This window comes from Variovorax sp. 01T439_2, assembly GCF_056398445.1.
In genome coordinates, this window is record NZ_JBFTPJ010000021.1 from 1 (window position 1) to 15044 (window position 15044).

11 protein-coding genes and 2 pseudogenes are annotated in these 15044 nt (G+C 68.9%); 11 read left to right on the top strand and 2 right to left on the bottom strand.

Features of this window, described 5'->3' with window-relative positions:
* The 4 genes and pseudogenes from AC1DOC_RS01930 to AC1DOC_RS01945 all read left to right on the top strand — a co-directional run.
* Positions 1 to 395: pseudogene (locus tag AC1DOC_RS01930) on the top strand (CoA ester lyase); the annotation flags it as partial.
* A 33-nt stretch (positions 396 to 428) separates the two neighbouring features.
* Positions 429 to 980 (top strand): hypothetical protein, encoded by a 552-nt coding sequence (locus AC1DOC_RS01935; RefSeq protein WP_012746580.1) that lies wholly within the window; start codon positions 429 to 431, stop codon positions 978 to 980.
* An 84-nt stretch (positions 981 to 1064) separates the two neighbouring features.
* Positions 1065 to 3653, top strand: a complete 2589-nt coding sequence (locus AC1DOC_RS01940) for a bifunctional aconitate hydratase 2/2-methylisocitrate dehydratase (RefSeq protein ID WP_412510510.1) — start codon at positions 1065 to 1067, stop codon at positions 3651 to 3653.
* Between the two features lie 193 nt (positions 3654 to 3846).
* Positions 3847 to 6105, top strand: coding sequence for an acyl-CoA dehydrogenase (locus AC1DOC_RS01945; protein WP_478079820.1), 2259 nt, complete (start codon positions 3847 to 3849; stop codon positions 6103 to 6105).
* Here the strand turns inward: AC1DOC_RS01945 and AC1DOC_RS01950 are convergent.
* Positions 6011 to 6856, bottom strand: a complete 846-nt coding sequence (locus AC1DOC_RS01950; RefSeq protein WP_478079821.1) for a helix-turn-helix domain-containing protein — start codon at positions 6854 to 6856, stop codon at positions 6011 to 6013. The genes AC1DOC_RS01945 and AC1DOC_RS01950 overlap by 95 nt on opposite strands.
* 132 nt (positions 6857 to 6988) lie before the next feature.
* Between AC1DOC_RS01950 and AC1DOC_RS01955 the strand changes: the two genes are divergently transcribed.
* From AC1DOC_RS01955 to AC1DOC_RS01985, 7 genes are all read left to right on the top strand, one after another.
* Positions 6989 to 7402: a hypothetical protein gene (locus tag AC1DOC_RS01955; RefSeq protein WP_012746584.1), complete on the top strand. Its 414-nt coding sequence runs from the start codon at positions 6989 to 6991 to the stop codon at positions 7400 to 7402.
* A gap of 153 nt (positions 7403 to 7555) precedes the next feature.
* Entirely contained in the window at positions 7556 to 10423 is a 2868-nt protein-coding gene (acnA, locus tag AC1DOC_RS01960) for an aconitate hydratase (RefSeq protein ID WP_012746585.1), read from the top strand.
* Positions 10420 to 10872, top strand: coding sequence for a metallophosphoesterase family protein (locus AC1DOC_RS01965; protein WP_012746586.1), 453 nt, complete (start codon positions 10420 to 10422; stop codon positions 10870 to 10872). Before acnA ends, AC1DOC_RS01965 begins: the two co-directional genes overlap by 4 nt.
* A 145-nt stretch (positions 10873 to 11017) precedes the next feature.
* On the top strand, positions 11018 to 11326 hold the full coding sequence (locus AC1DOC_RS01970) for a FeoA family protein (RefSeq protein ID WP_041945639.1): 309 nt from the start codon (positions 11018 to 11020) through the stop codon (positions 11324 to 11326).
* Positions 11319 to 13214 (top strand): ferrous iron transporter B, encoded by a 1896-nt coding sequence (gene feoB, locus AC1DOC_RS01975; protein WP_012746588.1) that lies wholly within the window; start codon positions 11319 to 11321, stop codon positions 13212 to 13214. The genes AC1DOC_RS01970 and feoB overlap by 8 nt, the downstream gene beginning before the upstream one ends.
* Positions 13215 to 13277: 63 nt before the next feature.
* The gene (locus AC1DOC_RS01980) at positions 13278 to 13568 is read left to right on the top strand and encodes a DUF6587 family protein (protein WP_012746589.1); all 291 of its coding nucleotides are present in this window, start codon (positions 13278 to 13280) and stop codon (positions 13566 to 13568) included.
* Positions 13569 to 13573: 5 nt separating this feature from the next.
* Positions 13574 to 14758: an FAD-dependent monooxygenase gene (locus tag AC1DOC_RS01985; RefSeq protein WP_478079823.1), complete on the top strand. Its 1185-nt coding sequence runs from the start codon at positions 13574 to 13576 to the stop codon at positions 14756 to 14758.
* Positions 14759 to 14795: 37 nt separating this feature from the next.
* Here the strand turns inward: AC1DOC_RS01985 and AC1DOC_RS01990 are convergent.
* Positions 14796 to 15044 (bottom strand): annotated as a pseudogene (locus AC1DOC_RS01990) (SMI1/KNR4 family protein); the annotation flags it as partial.

Consider the following 15044-nt stretch of genomic DNA (forward strand, 5'->3'; position numbering starts at 1 on the left):
TGGTGCGCGCCAAGCTGGCCATTGCATCCGCCGCGCATGCCTACGGCAAGGTGCCTTCGCACTGCGTCGTCACCGAGTTCAACGACACCGCCGCGATGCGCCTGGCAGCCCGCAAGGCGGCCGCCGAATTCGGCTACACGCGCATGTGGAGCATCCATCCGAACCAGATCCGGCCCATCCTGGAGGCATTTGCGCCCGATGAGGCGCAGATTCAAATTGCCACAAAAATCATTACAAATGCGGCCCTCGCAAATTGGGCTCCGACGCAAATTGATGGCACATTGCACGACCGCGCGAGCTATCGCCATTTCTGGCAAGTGCTGACGCGTGCCCACGCAACAGGGCGCGCGCTGCCGCCAGAAGCCAAAACCTGGTTTGCACTCGCGGCCTCCTGAAACTTCCGAATCCAGCCTCAAGGAAACACACCCATGAAGAAAATTGCCCTGATCGCCGCTATGGCCCTGGCGCTTCCGTTCGCCGCCACGGCGCAGACCACCCCCGCCAAGCCGGCCGCCAAGTCCGAAGCCAAGAAGGCGCCCGCCAAGAAGCAGGTCACCCGCAAGGCCGCCAAGGCCGTCGAGGAAGTCACGCCCATTGCCGACGAAACCAACATCGTGCTGACCGAGGCCGACCTGGCCGTCGCCAAGCGCGTTTCGCTCGGCAAGGCCCAGTGCGAACTCGGCGCCGACGTGACCGTGGACGCCGACGAGAAGAAGCCCGGCTTCTTCAACGTGTCGACCAAGGGCGTGAAGTACCGCATGCACCCGGTCGAAAGCCGCACCGGCGCCATCCGCCTCGAAGACCCCCGTGCTGGTGCCATGTGGCTGCAGCTGGGCAACAAGTCGATGCTGATGAACCAGAAGGCGGGCCTGCGCATTGCCGACGAATGCCAGACCGCCGAGCAGGTCGCGTTTGCCGAAGAAATGAAGAAGAACCCGCCCAAGAGCCTGTTCGAAGGCGCCGACGCGGCCAAGAAGTAAGAGAGTCCCACACACGGGGTGCGGCGCGGCTCTTGCTTGCCGTACCGCACGCCCGTCAGCCAGCCAGTTTCCGGAGAAAAGAAGATGTTGCAAGCCTACGTTGACCATGTTGCCGAACGCGCCGCGCTCGGTATTCCGCCGCTGCCATTGAGCGCGAAGCAAACCGCCGAAGCCATCGAGCTCCTCAAGAGCGCGAATGCCAAGGACGGTGCCTTCCTGCTCGATCTGCTCACCCATCGCGTGCCCGCCGGCGTCGACGACGCGGCCAAGGTCAAGGCGAGCTACCTGGCGGCCGTGGCCCACGGCACCGAGAAGAACGCGTTCATCTCGCGTGCGCGTGCCACCGAACTGCTCGGCACCATGCTCGGCGGCTACAACATCAGCCCGATGATCGACCTGCTCGACGACGCCGAAGTAGGCGCCGTGGCGGCCGAGGGCCTGAAGAAGACCTTGCTGATGTTCGACCAGTTCCACGACGTCAAGGAAAAGGCCGACAAGGGCAACGCCCACGCCAAGGGCGTGCTGCAAAGCTGGGCCGATGCCGAATGGTTCACCAGCCGTCCCGAAGTGCCGCAAAGCATCACGGTCAGCATCTTCAAGGTGGCCGGTGAAATCAACACCGACGACCTCTCTCCCGCACCCGACGCCACCACGCGTCCCGACATTCCGATGCACGCGCTGGCGATGCACAAGAACGCCCGCCCCGGCATCGTCCCTGAAGAAGACGGCAAGCGCGGCCCGGTGAAGTTCATCGAGGACCTGCGCGCGCGCGGCCACCTCGTGGCCTATGCCGGCGACGTGGTCGGCACGGGCTCGTCGCGCAAGAGCGCCACCAACTCGGTGCTGTGGTTCACCGGCGAAGACATTCCCTTCGTGCCCAACAAGCGCTTCGGCGGCGTCTGCCTCGGCGGCAAGATCGCGCCGATCTTCTACAACACCATGGAAGACTCGGGCGCGCTGCCGATCGAGCTCGACGTGGCGCAGATGAACATGGGCGACGTGGTCGAACTGCGCCCCTACGAAGGCAAGGCCCTCAAGGACGGCAAGGTCATTGCCGAATTCAAGGTCAAGAGCGACGTGCTGTTCGACGAAGTGCGCGCCGGCGGCCGCATTCCGCTGATCATCGGCCGCGGCCTCACGGCCAAGGCGCGCGAGGCGCTGGGCCTGCCGGCCTCGACGCTGTTCCGCCTGCCGCAAAGCCCGGTCGACACCAAGAAGGGCTTCTCGCTCGCGCAGAAGATGGTCGGCCGCGCCTGCGGCCTGCCCGAAGGCCAGGGCGTGCGCCCCGGCACCTACTGCGAACCCAAGATGACTTCGGTCGGCTCGCAGGACACCACCGGCCCGATGACGCGCGATGAGCTGAAAGACCTGGCCTGCCTGGGCTTCTCGGCCGACCTCGTGATGCAGTCGTTCTGCCACACGGCGGCCTACCCGAAGAAGGTCGACGTCAAGATGCACCATGAACTGCCCGAGTTCATGGCCAACCGCGGCGGCGTCTCGCTGCGCCCGGGCGACGGCGTGATCCATTCCTGGCTCAACCGCCTGCTCACGCCCGACACCGTCGGCACCGGCGGCGACAGCCACACCCGCTTCCCGATCGGCATCAGCTTTCCCGCGGGCTCCGGCCTCGTGGCGTTCGCGGCCGCCACCGGCGTGATGCCGCTGGACATGCCCGAATCGGTGCTCGTGCGCTTCAAGGGCAAGATGCAGCCCGGCGTCACGCTGCGCGACCTGGTCAACGCGATTCCGCTGTATGCCATCAAGAGCGGCCTGCTCACGGTCGAGAAGAAGGGCAAGAAGAACATCTTCTCGGGCCGCATCCTCGAGATCGAGGGCCTGCCGGACCTGAAGGTCGAACAAGCCTTCGAGCTGAGCGACGCCTCGGCCGAACGTTCGGCCGCCGGCTGCACGGTGCACCTGAACAAGGAACCGATCATCGAGTACATCAACAGCAACATCACGCTGATGAAGTGGATGATTGCCGAAGGCTATGCCGACGCCCGCACGCTGGCGCGCCGCATCGCCGCGCAGGAAGCCTGGCTGGCGGACCCGCAGCTGCTCAAGGGCGATGCCGACGCCGACTACGCCGCCGTCATCGAGATCGACCTGGCCGACATCCACGAGCCGATCGTGGCCTGCCCGAACGACCCCGACGACGTGAAGACGCTGAGCGACGTGGCCGGCGCCCAGATCGACGAAGTGTTCATCGGCTCGTGCATGACCAACATCGGCCACTTCCGTGCGGCTTCCAAGCTGCTCGAAGGCAAGCGCGACATCCCGGTCAAGCTGTGGATCGCGCCGCCCACCAAGATGGATGCGCACCAGCTCACCGAGGAAGGCCACTACGGCGTGTTCGGCAATGCCGGTGCGCGCACCGAGATGCCGGGCTGCTCGCTGTGCATGGGCAACCAGGCGCAGGTGCGCGAAGGCGCCACGGTGATGTCGACCAGCACCCGCAACTTCCCGAACCGCCTGGGCAAGAACACCAACGTGTACCTGGGTTCGGCCGAGCTGGCCGCGATCTGCTCGCGCCTGGGCCGCATCCCGACGCGCGAGGAGTACATGGCCGCCACGGGCGTGCTCGACGCATCGAGCGCGCAGATCTACCAGTACCTGAACTTCGACAAGATCGACGACTACAAGACCGAGGCCGGCGCCGCAGTCGCGGCCTGATCCTCGGGCGCTTTCGCGCATTGGATGGGAGCCCCGCTTCGGCGGGGCTTTCCTGCGTCTGGGGTGGCACTTTTATCCGGCTGCCCGGCAATCTCCGACACGCAGGGGCGCCCTTGGCCGGCCGGGAAAGCCGGCCTCTCTGACAAGAATGGCCTTTCTCCGCCGCTTGTCGCGGAGAACAAGGAGACACGCCATGCCTCTGGCCTCTCTGATCGGCCGATGGGCCATGCGGCCGTTTTCCAAGGCGCTGCCGCCACTCGGCGACACCGAACGCGCCGCGCTCGAGGCCGGCACCGTCGGCTTCGAAGGCCTGCTTTTCGCGGGGCGTCCCGACTTCGACCTGCTCTCGGCCATGGGGCCCAACCGGCTCAGCGAGCGCGAGCAATCCTTCATCGACCGCGAGGTGCGCGAGCTGTGCCGCATGCTCGACGACCACGCCATCGACCAGGCGCGCGACCTGCCGCCCGAGGTGTGGCGCTACCTGCGCAACAAGCGCTTCTTCGGCATGATCATTCCCGAGGAATTCGGCGGCCTTGGCTTTGGCCACTACGCGCATGCCACGGTGGTGGCGCGCATCGCCACCGTCAACATCGCCGCCGCCGTGACGGTGATGGTGCCCAACTCCCTCGGGCCCGCGGAGCTGCTGCTGCGCTATGGCACCGACGCGCAGAAGGTGCGCTACCTGCCGCGCCTGGCCGATGGCCGCGAGCTTCCATGCTTCGGGCTGACCTCGCCCTATGCGGGCTCCGACGCGGCCGCCATCCCGGACCGCGGGGTCATGGTCGAGCGCGAATTCGGCGGCCGGCGCACGCGCGGCTTCCTGGTCGACTTCGACAAGCGCTACATCACGCTCGCGCCCGTTGCCACCGTCGTGGGGCTGGCCTTCCACGCGGTGGACGAGAGCAGGCCCGAGGGCGAGCGCGAACTCGGCATCACCTGCGCGCTGATTCCGGTGCCGCACGAAGGCATGGAGATCGGCCGGCGCCATCGCCCGATGGACAGCGCCTTCATGAACGGCCCGATCCATGGCCGCCAGGTGTTCGTGCCGGTGGACTGGGTGATCGGTGGCGAAAAGCAGGTGGGCCGGGGCTGGCGCATGCTGATGGAGTGCCTGGCCGCGGGCCGCGCCATCTCGCTGCCCGCGCTCGGCTCGGCCATGCAGCAGACGGCGCTCTACGTGAGCAACGGCTATGGGCAGATCCGCGAGCAGTTCGGCCTGCCGATCGGCAAGTTCCATGCGGTTGCGGGCCTGGTCGCGCAGATGTCGGCCGAGCTCTATGCGAGCGATGCGGCGCGGCGCTTCACCGCGGCCGCGCTGGACAAGGGCGAGCGGCCGAGCGTGGCCAGCGCGATCCTCAAGGTGCAGCTCACCGAGGCCGGGCGGCGCGCCGTGAACCACGGCATGGACATCCTGGGCGGCAAGGGCATCATCTCCGGGCCGTCGAACCTGCTGGGCGTGTCCTACCGGCAGGCGCCGATCGCGATCACGGTGGAGGGCGCCAACATCCTGACGCGCGCGCTCATCGTGTTCGGCCAGGGCGCGATCCGCTGCCATCCGCATGTGCTGGCCGAAATGGCGGCCGTGCAGGCGCGCGACGAGAAGGCGCTGGGACGTGCGCTCGTCGCGCACGGCAGGCATGTGGCTGCCAATCTGTGGCACAGCCTGTTCGGCGCGCCGGTAGTGGGCGAACCGCCCGAGGCGCTGGCGCGCGAGGCGCGGCTGATCGCGCGCATGAGCGCCAAGTACGCGCTCACCGCCGACCTGGCCATGGGCCTGCTCGGCGGCCGGCTCAAGCGCATGGAGCTGCTGTCGGCGCGGCTGGGCGACGTGCTCGCGCACCTGTACCTGGCCAGCGCCAGCGTATGGCGCTACCGGGTCGACGCGGCGCCCGAATTGCTGCCCTTTGCCCAGGCCGCGATCCGGCTGCAGTTGGACGAGGCCGGGAAGATCCTGCGCGACCTGTATGCCAACCTGCCGACTGCCGGGCGGCGCGTGATCGGCGCGCTGGTGCTGCGCCGCACCGCGCACCTGGCGCCGCTGCGCGACGTGCAGCTGATGGCGCTGGCCGAACTGCTGCGCACCGATCCGCGCATCGTCCAGCGGCTGGCGCCGGACCTCAGCGAGCCCGCGGCCGGCGGCCTGCGCGACCTGATGCATGCGCTGGAGCTGGGCGAGCAGCTCGGCGGCGACACCGCGGCCATGCTCGACAAGGCGCTGCGGCGCACCCGCTCGTTCGAGGAAGCCGCAGGCTCGGCGCCCGATCCGGGACTGGCGCTGGCCTACCTCAAGGCCGCCGACAAGGTGATCCAGGTCGACGACTTCGAAGGCCCCGCGCAGCAGCAGGCGCGCGCGGCGCTCAACCGGCCGGCTGCGCCGCCAGCGCAGTTAGCGCCGCGGCCGTCTGCGCATCGGCCGGAAAGAAGGACTCCACCGCCAGTTCCTGCAAAGTGACGTCCACCGGCGTGCCGAAGATGGTGGTGGTGCTGATGAAGCTCAGCACCCCGTTCGGCGTGGCCAGCTGAAAGGGCACCACGACGCCCGACAGCTCCGTGTCGGCAGCGGGTGTGTCGTGGCTCACCTGTGGCGTGGGATAGGCTTCGAGCTCGTCGTGCAGGGCCTGCAGCACGGTGTCGCCGGTGGCCGCGATCTGCTGCTGCAACCGTTCGAGCAGATGGGCGCGCCACTGCGCGAGATTGGCGATGCGCGAAGCCAGGCCCTCGGGATGCAGGCTCAGGCGAAGCACGTTGATGGGCGCCTTCACCAGCTCGGGGGCGGCGCCGGCCATCAGCATCGGCACCAGCGCGTTGTGCGCCACCAGGTTCCAGTGCCGGTCGACGGCGAGGGCGGGGAAGGGCTTATGGCCCTTGAGCACCAGGTCCACCGCGCGCCGGGCCGAGGCCATCGCCGGGTCGTCGAGCGAGCGCTGCCGGTACATCGGCGCGAAGCCCGCGGCCACCAGCAGCGCATTGCGCTCGCGCAGCGGCACGTCGAGCCGCTCAGCCAGGCGCAGCACCATCTCGCGGCTGGGCGCGGCGCGGCCCGTCTCCACATAGCTCAGGTGGCGGGTCGAGACCTCGGCTTCCTGCGCCAGGTCGAGCTGGCTGAGCCGCCGGCGGGTGCGCCAGTGCCGCAGGTGGGCGCCGAACGGATCGCGCGCGCCGGGCTGGCCGGCAGCGGTGGAGTGAATGCGGGTGGTGTTCATGGCCCGCATTCTGGCGCGGCGCCGATGCCGCGCCATGACCTCCGAGGTCATCGACGCGACGCAGGCCGAACGGAATCATTGGCTCCAACGCGGCAGGATTGGCTTGCGGCGTACCACCCGAAGGAGATTCTCGTGTCCGTCTTTGCATCCCCCCGCTTCCTGCCCAACGTGATGTGGGCCGACGCCGCGTCCTGCGCCGCGACCGGTGCGCTGCAGGTCGCGTTCACCGGCGCGCTCGCCGGGCTGACCGGCCTGCCGGCGCCGCTGCTCATGGGAACCGGTGTCTTCCTGCTGGCCTACGCGGCTGCCGCGGCCTTGATGGCCAGCCGCCGCACGCCGCCGCGCACGCTGGTCGGCCTCGTGGTGGCCGGCAACTTCGGCTGGGCCGTGGCCTGCATCGCGCTGTTGGTGAGCGGCGCGTTCGCCGTGACCGCGCTGGGCACGGCCTGGGTGCTGGCGCAGGCGCTGTGCGTGGTGGTGCTGGCCGAGCTGCAATGGACCGGCCTGCGCCGCACCCGCGGCGGTGCGGACATGGCCCTGGCCTGAGGGCGCGGGATGCCGGCAACGCCCATTTATCCGGCATTTTTCGCGATGAGGAACGCCGCGGGCCGAAGGACCGGGTTGGAAGACAGACTACAGCAGCTGACATCGTTCCCCGCTATCCTTGAAGAGCTTCCACGAACAATCAGGAGTTCCTCAATGGCCAAAGCACCGGCGCACGCCTTTGCGTCCACCCTCAAGACCTTCAAGACCGCATCGGGCAAGTCCGGCAAGTACTGGTCGCTGAAGGAGCTGGCGAAGCAATATCCCAGCGTCGAGCGGCTGCCGGTGTCGATCCGCATCGTGCTCGAGTCGGTGCTGCGCAATTGCGACGGCAAGAAGGTCTCGGCCAAGCACGTCGAAGAGCTGGCCCGCTGGGCGCCCAATGCGGACCGCATCGACGAGATCCCGTTCGTCGTCACCCGCGTGGTGCTGCAGGACTTCACCGGCGTGCCGCTCTTGGCCGACCTGGCCGCCATGCGCAGCGTGGCCGCCAAGCTCGGCAAGTCGCCCAAGACCATCGAGCCGCTGGTGCCGGTCGACCTGGTGGTCGACCACTCGGTGATGGTCGACTACTACGGCACGCCCAAGGCGCTCGACCTCAATATGAAGCTCGAGTTCCAGCGCAACAACGAGCGCTACCAGTTCATGAAGTGGGGCATGCAGGCCTTCGACACCTTCGGCGTGGTGCCGCCGGGCTTCGGCATCGTGCACCAGGTCAACCTCGAATACTTTGCGCGCGGCGTCTACAAGAGCTCGAACGACAACGCCGAGGTGCCGGTGTACTACCCCGACTCGCTGGTGGGCACCGACAGCCACACCACCATGATCAACGGCGTGGGCGTGGTCGGCTGGGGCGTGGGCGGCATCGAGGCCGAGGCCGCCATGCTGGGCCAGCCGGTGTACATGCTGACGCCCGACGTGGTGGGCTTCGAGCTCACCGGCAAGCTGCGCGAAGGCGTCACGGCCACCGACCTGGTGCTGTACGTCACGGCCATCCTGCGGGCCGAGAAGGTGGTGGGCAAGTTCGTCGAATTCTTCGGCCCCGGCGCCGCCTCGATCGCGGTGCCCGACCGCGCCACCATCGGCAACATGGCGCCCGAGTACGGCGCCACCATGGGCTTCTTCCCGGTCGACGAAATGACCGTGGCCTACTTCGAGGGCACCGGCCGGACCAGGGAGGAGGTCGAGCGCTTCGAGGCCTACTACAAGGCGCAGGGCCTGTTCGGCATGCCGGCGCCCGGCGACATCGACTACACCAAGATCGTCAAGCTCGACCTGGGCACCGTGTCGCCGAGCCTGGCGGGCCCGAAGCGGCCGCAGGACCGCATCGACCTGGGCCACCTGTCGACCAAGTTCGCCGAGCTCTTCAGCAAGCCCAACGATGCCAACGGCTTCAACCAGCCGGCCGAGCGGCTCAAGCTGCGCTACCCGCTCGCCGTGAACGGCCAGGGCGGCGACGAGGAAGCCGCGCCGCCGCCGCCGGGCGCGCCGCGCGACCTGGTCGAGATGGTGGACAACCGCTCGACCAAGGCAGCGGCCCATGTGAGCGCCACGGCGCCCACCTCGCCCAAGGACGGCGTGAGCATCGGCAACGGCGACGTGCTGATCGCGGCCATCACCTCGTGCACCAACACCTCCAACCCGAGCGTGATGCTCGCGGCCGGCCTCTTGGCCAAGAAGGCGGTGGAGGCGGGCCTCACGGTCAAGCCGCACGTCAAGACCTCGCTCGCGCCGGGTTCGCGCATCGTCACCGAATACCTCGAGAAGGCGGGCCTCCTGCCGTACCTCGAGAAGCTGGGCTTCTACCTCGCCGGCTACGGCTGCACCACCTGCATCGGCAACGCGGGCGACCTCACGCCCGAGATCAACGACGCCATCGTCAAGAACGACCTGGTCGGCGCGGCCGTGCTCTCGGGCAACCGCAACTTCGAGGCGCGCATCCATCCGAACCTGAAGGCCAACTTCCTGGCCTCGCCGCCGCTGGTGGTGGCCTTCGCGATCGCGGGCAACGTGATGGTCGACCTGATGACCGAGCCCGTGGGCAAGGGCAAGAACGGCAAGGACGTGTACCTGGGCGACATCTGGCCGAGCCCGAAGGAAATCGACCAGAACCTGCGCTACGCGATGAACGCCAAGTCGTTCCGCGCGAACTACGACAAGGTCAAGACCGACCCCGGCAAGTTCTGGAGCAGCATCAAGGGCACGACGGGGCAGGTCTACGACTGGCCTTCTTCCACCTACATTGCCGAGCCGCCGTTCTTCGAGGGCTTCAAGATGGAGCCGCACGCCTCGGACGCGGGCTTCAAGGGCGCGCGCATCATGGCGCTCTTCGGCGACTCGATCACCACCGACCACATCTCGCCGGCCGGCTCGATCAAGGAGAGCTCGCCCGCGGGCATCTGGCTCAAGGCGCACGGCGTGGCCAAGGCCGACTTCAACAGCTACGGCTCGCGGCGCGGCAACCACGACGTGATGATGCGCGGCACCTTCGCCAACGTGCGCATCAAGAACCTGATGATTCCGCCGGACGTCAACGGCACGCAGGAAGAGGGCGGCGTCACGCTGTTCCAGCCGGGCAACCAGAAGATGTTCATCTACGACGCCGCCATGAAGTACATGGCGCAGGGCGTGCCGACGGTGGTGTTCGGCGGCGAGGAATACGGCACCGGCTCCTCGCGCGACTGGGCTGCCAAGGGCACGCAGCTCCTGGGCATCAAGGCCGTGGTGGCGCGCAGCTTCGAGCGCATCCACCGCGCCAACCTGGTCGGCATGGGCGTGCTGCCGCTGCAGTTCCGCGGCGCCGATTCGTGGCAGACGCTGGGCCTCGTGGGCGACGAGCAGATCGACGTGGTGATCGGCGGCGAACTCAAGCCGCAGATGGACGTGAAGCTCGTGGTGCATCGCGCCGACGGCAGCCACCAGGAGGTGACGGTGCGCCTGCGCATCGACACGCCGATCGAGGTCGACTACTACAAGCACGGCGGCATCCTGCCCTTCGTGCTCAGGCAGCTGCTCGCGGCTTGATCCGCGTCGGCCTCATCTCCGACACCCACGGCCTGCTGCGCCCGGAGGCCGTGGCGGCGCTGCAGGGCAGCGACTTCATCGTGCATGGCGGGGACATCGGCGATGCCGGCATCCTCGAGGCGCTCGCCGCCATCGCGCCGCTGACCGTGGTGCGCGGCAATAACGACCGCGCGCCGTGGGCCGGCCGCATTCCGGAAACGGCCTTGCTGCAGGTGGGCAGCGTGCTCGTGCATGCGGTGCACGACCTGTCGCAGCTCGCCGCCGCCCCCGCCGGCGTCCGCGTGGTGGTCTCTGGCCACTCCCACAAGCCGAAGATCGAGGAGCGCGGGGGCGTGCTCTACGTCAACCCGGGCAGCGCCGGCCCGCGACGATTCAAATTGCCAATTGCCGTGGCCGAACTCATTGTCGATGGCGATGCCGTGTCGGCGCGCATCCTCGAACTGGGCTGAATGCGCCCCGGGCGGCCGCAAACCCGCAAAAAAAGAACCCGGCCCGCGAGGTCAAAGGGGCTTCGTCAGGTTTCTGCGATTGAGAATTGATAGCATCTAGCTTTTGCTCCATTGGCGCGCCTGGAATCCGGCGCACTTTCTTACCGTGCAAACCAACCATTTCGGGGCCGCGCCGGCATCTTCCGGCCTGCGGCTCGACCAGCTTCCCGACAACCAGTGGGCCACGGTGCTCGACGTGGCCCGCCCCGAGGGCGCGGACGACCGCGAGCTCGTGCTGCGCCTGACCGAGATCGGCTTCGTGCCGGGCGAGGCCGTGCGCATCGTCGCCCGCGGCCTGCCGGGGCGCGAGCCGCTGGCGGTGCGGCTGGGCCACACCACCTTCGCACTGCGGCGCCATGAGGCCGCATTGATCCACGTGGCACCCGGCGTGCCGGAGGGCGCAAGCCATGGTTGAGGCCGTCATCCAGGGACCGGGGCGCCTTGCGGCCACGGCGCAGCCTGCGCGCATCGCGTTGTTGGGCAATCCGAACTGCGGCAAGACGGCGCTGTTCAACCTGCTCACCGGCAGCCGCCAGAAGGTGGCCAACTATGCCGGCGTGACGGTCGAGCGCAAGGAAGGGTCGCTGCGCACCGCGTCGGGCCGGCGCGTGTTCGTGCTCGACCTGCCGGGCGCCTACAGCCTCAACGCGCTCAGCGTGGACGAGGCCGTGACGCGCGACGTGGTCACGGGCAAGAGCAGCGAGCCCCTGCCCGACCTGCTGGTGTGCGTGACCGATGCCACCAACCTGCGGCTCAACCTGCGGCTCGTGCTCGAGGCCAAGCGCCTGGGTCTGCCGATGGTGGTGGCGCTCAACATGACCGACATGGCCAGGAAGCAGGGCATCGCGGTCGACACGGCCGTGCTGTCGCGCGAACTGGGCGTGCCGGTCATCGAGACCGTGGGCGTGCAGTCGGGCGGCGCGCAGGGCCTGCTCGAAGCCCTCGATGCACCCGTGGCCGCCGCGGCGCCGCTGCCCTGGCAGGCGCCGGGGCTGGACGACGTGCTGGCCACGCAGCGCGAAGTGCGCCGCATCCTCGGCCTGGCCGTGCACGAGCCGGTCGGCAGCCTGGCCACCAGCGACCGCATCGATCGCGTGGTGATGCACCCGGTGTGGGGCCTGCTGGTGCTCGCGGTCACGATGTTCCTGATGTTCCAGGCCGTGTTCAGCTGGGCCAACGTGCCCATGGACGCCATCAAGGCCGGCACCGAGGGCCTGGGCAACCTGCTGAAGGCCCACATGCCCGAAGGCATGCTGCAGAGCTTGCTGGTCGATGGCGTGATTGCCGGCGTGGGCGGCGTGATCGTGTTCCTGCCGCAGATCCTGATCCTGTTCCTGTTCATCCTGGCGCTCGAAGACTCGGGCTACCTGCCGCGCGCGGCCTTCCTGCTGGACCGCGTGATGGGCACGGTGGGCCTGTCGGGCCGCTCCTTCATTCCGCTGCTGTCGAGCTTTGCCTGCGCCATTCCCGGCGTGATGGCCACGCGCACCATCAGCAACTGGCGCGACCGCATCACCACCATCATGATTGCGCCGCTCATGACCTGCTCGGCGCGCCTGCCGGTCTATGCGCTGCTGATCGCGGCCTTCATTCCCGCGCGCACCGTGGGCGGCGTGTTCAACCTGCAGGGCGTGGTGCTGTTCGCGCTGTATGTCTTCGGCATCGTGTCGGCCATGGCGGTGGCCTGGGTGATGAAGCGCTTCCGCGACAGCAAGCAGCATTCGCCGCTGATGATGGAGCTGCCGGCCTACCGCTGGCCCAATGTGCGCAACCTGGCGCTCGGGCTCTACGAGCGGGCCTGGATCTTCATCCAGCGCGTGGGCACGATCATCCTCACGCTCACGATCCTGCTGTGGTTCCTGTCGACCTTCCCGTCGCCGCCCGAAGGCGCCACGGGCCCGGCCATCCAGTACAGCCTGGCGGGCATGATCGGCCGCGGCCTGGAGCACATCTTCGCGCCCATCGGCTTCAACTGGCAGATCTCCATCGCGCTGGTGCCGGGCATGGCGGCGCGCGAAGTGGCGGTAGGCGCGCTCGGCACGGTGTATGCGCTCTCGGCCAGCGGCGACGACGTGGCCGGCCAGCTCGAGCCGCTGATCGCGGGCAGCTGGTCGCTCGCAACGGCGCTGTCGCTGCTGGTCTGGTATGTGTTTGCGCCGCAGTGCATTTCCACGCTCGCGGCGGTCAAGCGCGAAACCGGCTCATGGAAGTACGTCTGGATCATGGCCGGCTACCTGTTCGCGCTGGCCTACATGGCGTGCTTCATCACCTACCGCGTGGCGCTGGCGCTGGGCGCGGGATGACCTGCCGCAAGGCTTGAGCGATGTTTCTGGGTTAGTCTCGAACGCGCGTTGGAGTAAACGGACATGACACAGCAATTGATCGTCGGATTGATCGTCGCGGCCGCCGCGTTCTATGCGGTCTGGCGCTGGATGCCTGCGGGCTGGCGGCGCAGTGCCGCGCACAGGCTCGCGGCCGGCACGCACCGTGCCGGGCTGGTCGACCAGGAGCGCGCCGAGCAGCTGGCGGCCTCGCTTGCCAAGACCTCGGGCTGCGGCTCCTGCGACAGCTGCGGCAGCTGTGGTCCCAAGACGGCCGCCCCCCAACCCGAATCCGACAAAGCCGGCCAGGGCCCGCTGTCCACGCACAGCCGCTGAGGCCGATGCCCACGCACATCCTCGTCGTCGGGGGCGGCATCGGGGGGCTTTCTGCTGCGCTGGCGCTGTCCCGCGGCGGCCACCGCGCCGATGTCTTCGAGCAGGCGCCCGCGTTCGCCGAGATCGGCGCCGGCATCCAGATGGGACCCAATGTCACGCGGCGCCTCGCGCAGGTGGGCCTGGCCGAAGGCCTGGAGGCCATCGCCGCCCGGCCCGATGCCCTGGTGGTGCAGAGCGCTGGCAGCGGCGCCGCACTGGCCCGCCTGCCGCTGGGTGATGCGATGCGCGAGCGCTACGGCGCCCCTTATCTCTGCGTGCACCGCGCCGACCTGCATGCGCTGCTGCTCGAAGCGGTGCGCGCCCGCGGCAGGGGCACGCTGGTGACCGATGCGCGCATTGCGCAGGTCGAGACCAGCGACGATCTTGTGTGCATCTCGAGCAGCGGCGCGCGGGCCTGGGAAGGCGAGGCACTGATCGGCGCCGACGGCCTCTGGAGCCTCGCGCGGCAACGCCTCGACACGCCATCCGCGGCCGAGCCGCCGCGCGCCACCGGCCACACGGCCTGGCGCGCGATGGCGGAGCAGGCCGCGCTGCCGCAGGCCCTGCGCCGCGGCCGGATCGACGTGTGGCTCGGCCCGCAGCTGCATGCGGTGGCGTACCCGGTGCGCGGCGGCGACTGGCTCAACGTGGTGGTGATCGCGGAATCGGCGCCGGCCGGCGATGCACGCGACTGGGACCAGGCCAGCAGCCTCGCCGCACTGCAAAAGGCCACGGGCCGCAGCGGGCGCGCCTTGCAGGCACTGCTCGAAGCCATGCCCGGCTGGCGCGCCTGGACGCTCAGCGACCGGCCGCCGCTGGCCTCTGCGGCCGAGATGGCCCATGAGCGCGTGGCGCTGGTGGGCGATGCCGCGCATCCGATGGTCCCCTACCTGGCGCAAGGCGCGGGCATGGCCATCGAAGATTCGGTGGCGCTGGCCGAGGCACTGGGCCAAGGCGATGCGGCCGACGTGCCGGCCGCCTTCGCGCGCTATGCCGCGGCGCGCTGGCAGCGCAACGCGCTCGTGCAGGCCAAGGCCCGGCGCAACGGCCGGATCTTTCATGCGGCCGGTGCGGTGCGCGTCGGCCGCGACCTGGCGATGCGCGCGCTGGGCGCGCGGCTGCTGGACCAGCCCTGGCTGTATGGCGGCTGACTGCACGGGCGGCTGACGGCGGCCGCGCCGCGCACCCTCAGAGCCTGAAGGTCTGCAGATGCTCGATGCGTTCGGCCAGGCCCTCGGCACCCAGGTAGTGGCCGTGCGTGCCTTCCCGGACCTCGAGCAGCGTGGCTTCGAGTTCGGCCAGCGTCGCATCGCGTTCGATCACGAAGGCGGGCGGCACGTCGATGCCGGCCTCTGCACATGCATCGGCGACCAGGTGCGCGCTGGCGGGCGCACCGCAGGCCGCGCATTTGACGATGGCCGCCACGCTGGGCTCCGC

Coding starts and splice junctions, on each gene's coding strand:
- AC1DOC_RS01950 (WP_478079821.1), bottom strand. CDS start 6,856: ATGAACACCACCCGCATTCACTCCACCGCTGCCGGCCAGCCCGGCGCG.
- feoB (WP_012746588.1), top strand. CDS start 11,319: ATGGTTGAGGCCGTCATCCAGGGACCGGGGCGCCTTGCGGCCACGGCG.
- AC1DOC_RS01935 (WP_012746580.1), top strand. CDS start 429: ATGAAGAAAATTGCCCTGATCGCCGCTATGGCCCTGGCGCTTCCGTTC.
- AC1DOC_RS01940 (WP_412510510.1), top strand. CDS start 1,065: ATGTTGCAAGCCTACGTTGACCATGTTGCCGAACGCGCCGCGCTCGGT.
- AC1DOC_RS01980 (WP_012746589.1), top strand. CDS start 13,278: ATGACACAGCAATTGATCGTCGGATTGATCGTCGCGGCCGCCGCGTTC.
- AC1DOC_RS01985 (WP_478079823.1), top strand. CDS start 13,574: ATGCCCACGCACATCCTCGTCGTCGGGGGCGGCATCGGGGGGCTTTCT.
- acnA (WP_012746585.1), top strand. CDS start 7,556: ATGGCCAAAGCACCGGCGCACGCCTTTGCGTCCACCCTCAAGACCTTC.
- AC1DOC_RS01945 (WP_478079820.1), top strand. CDS start 3,847: ATGCCTCTGGCCTCTCTGATCGGCCGATGGGCCATGCGGCCGTTTTCC.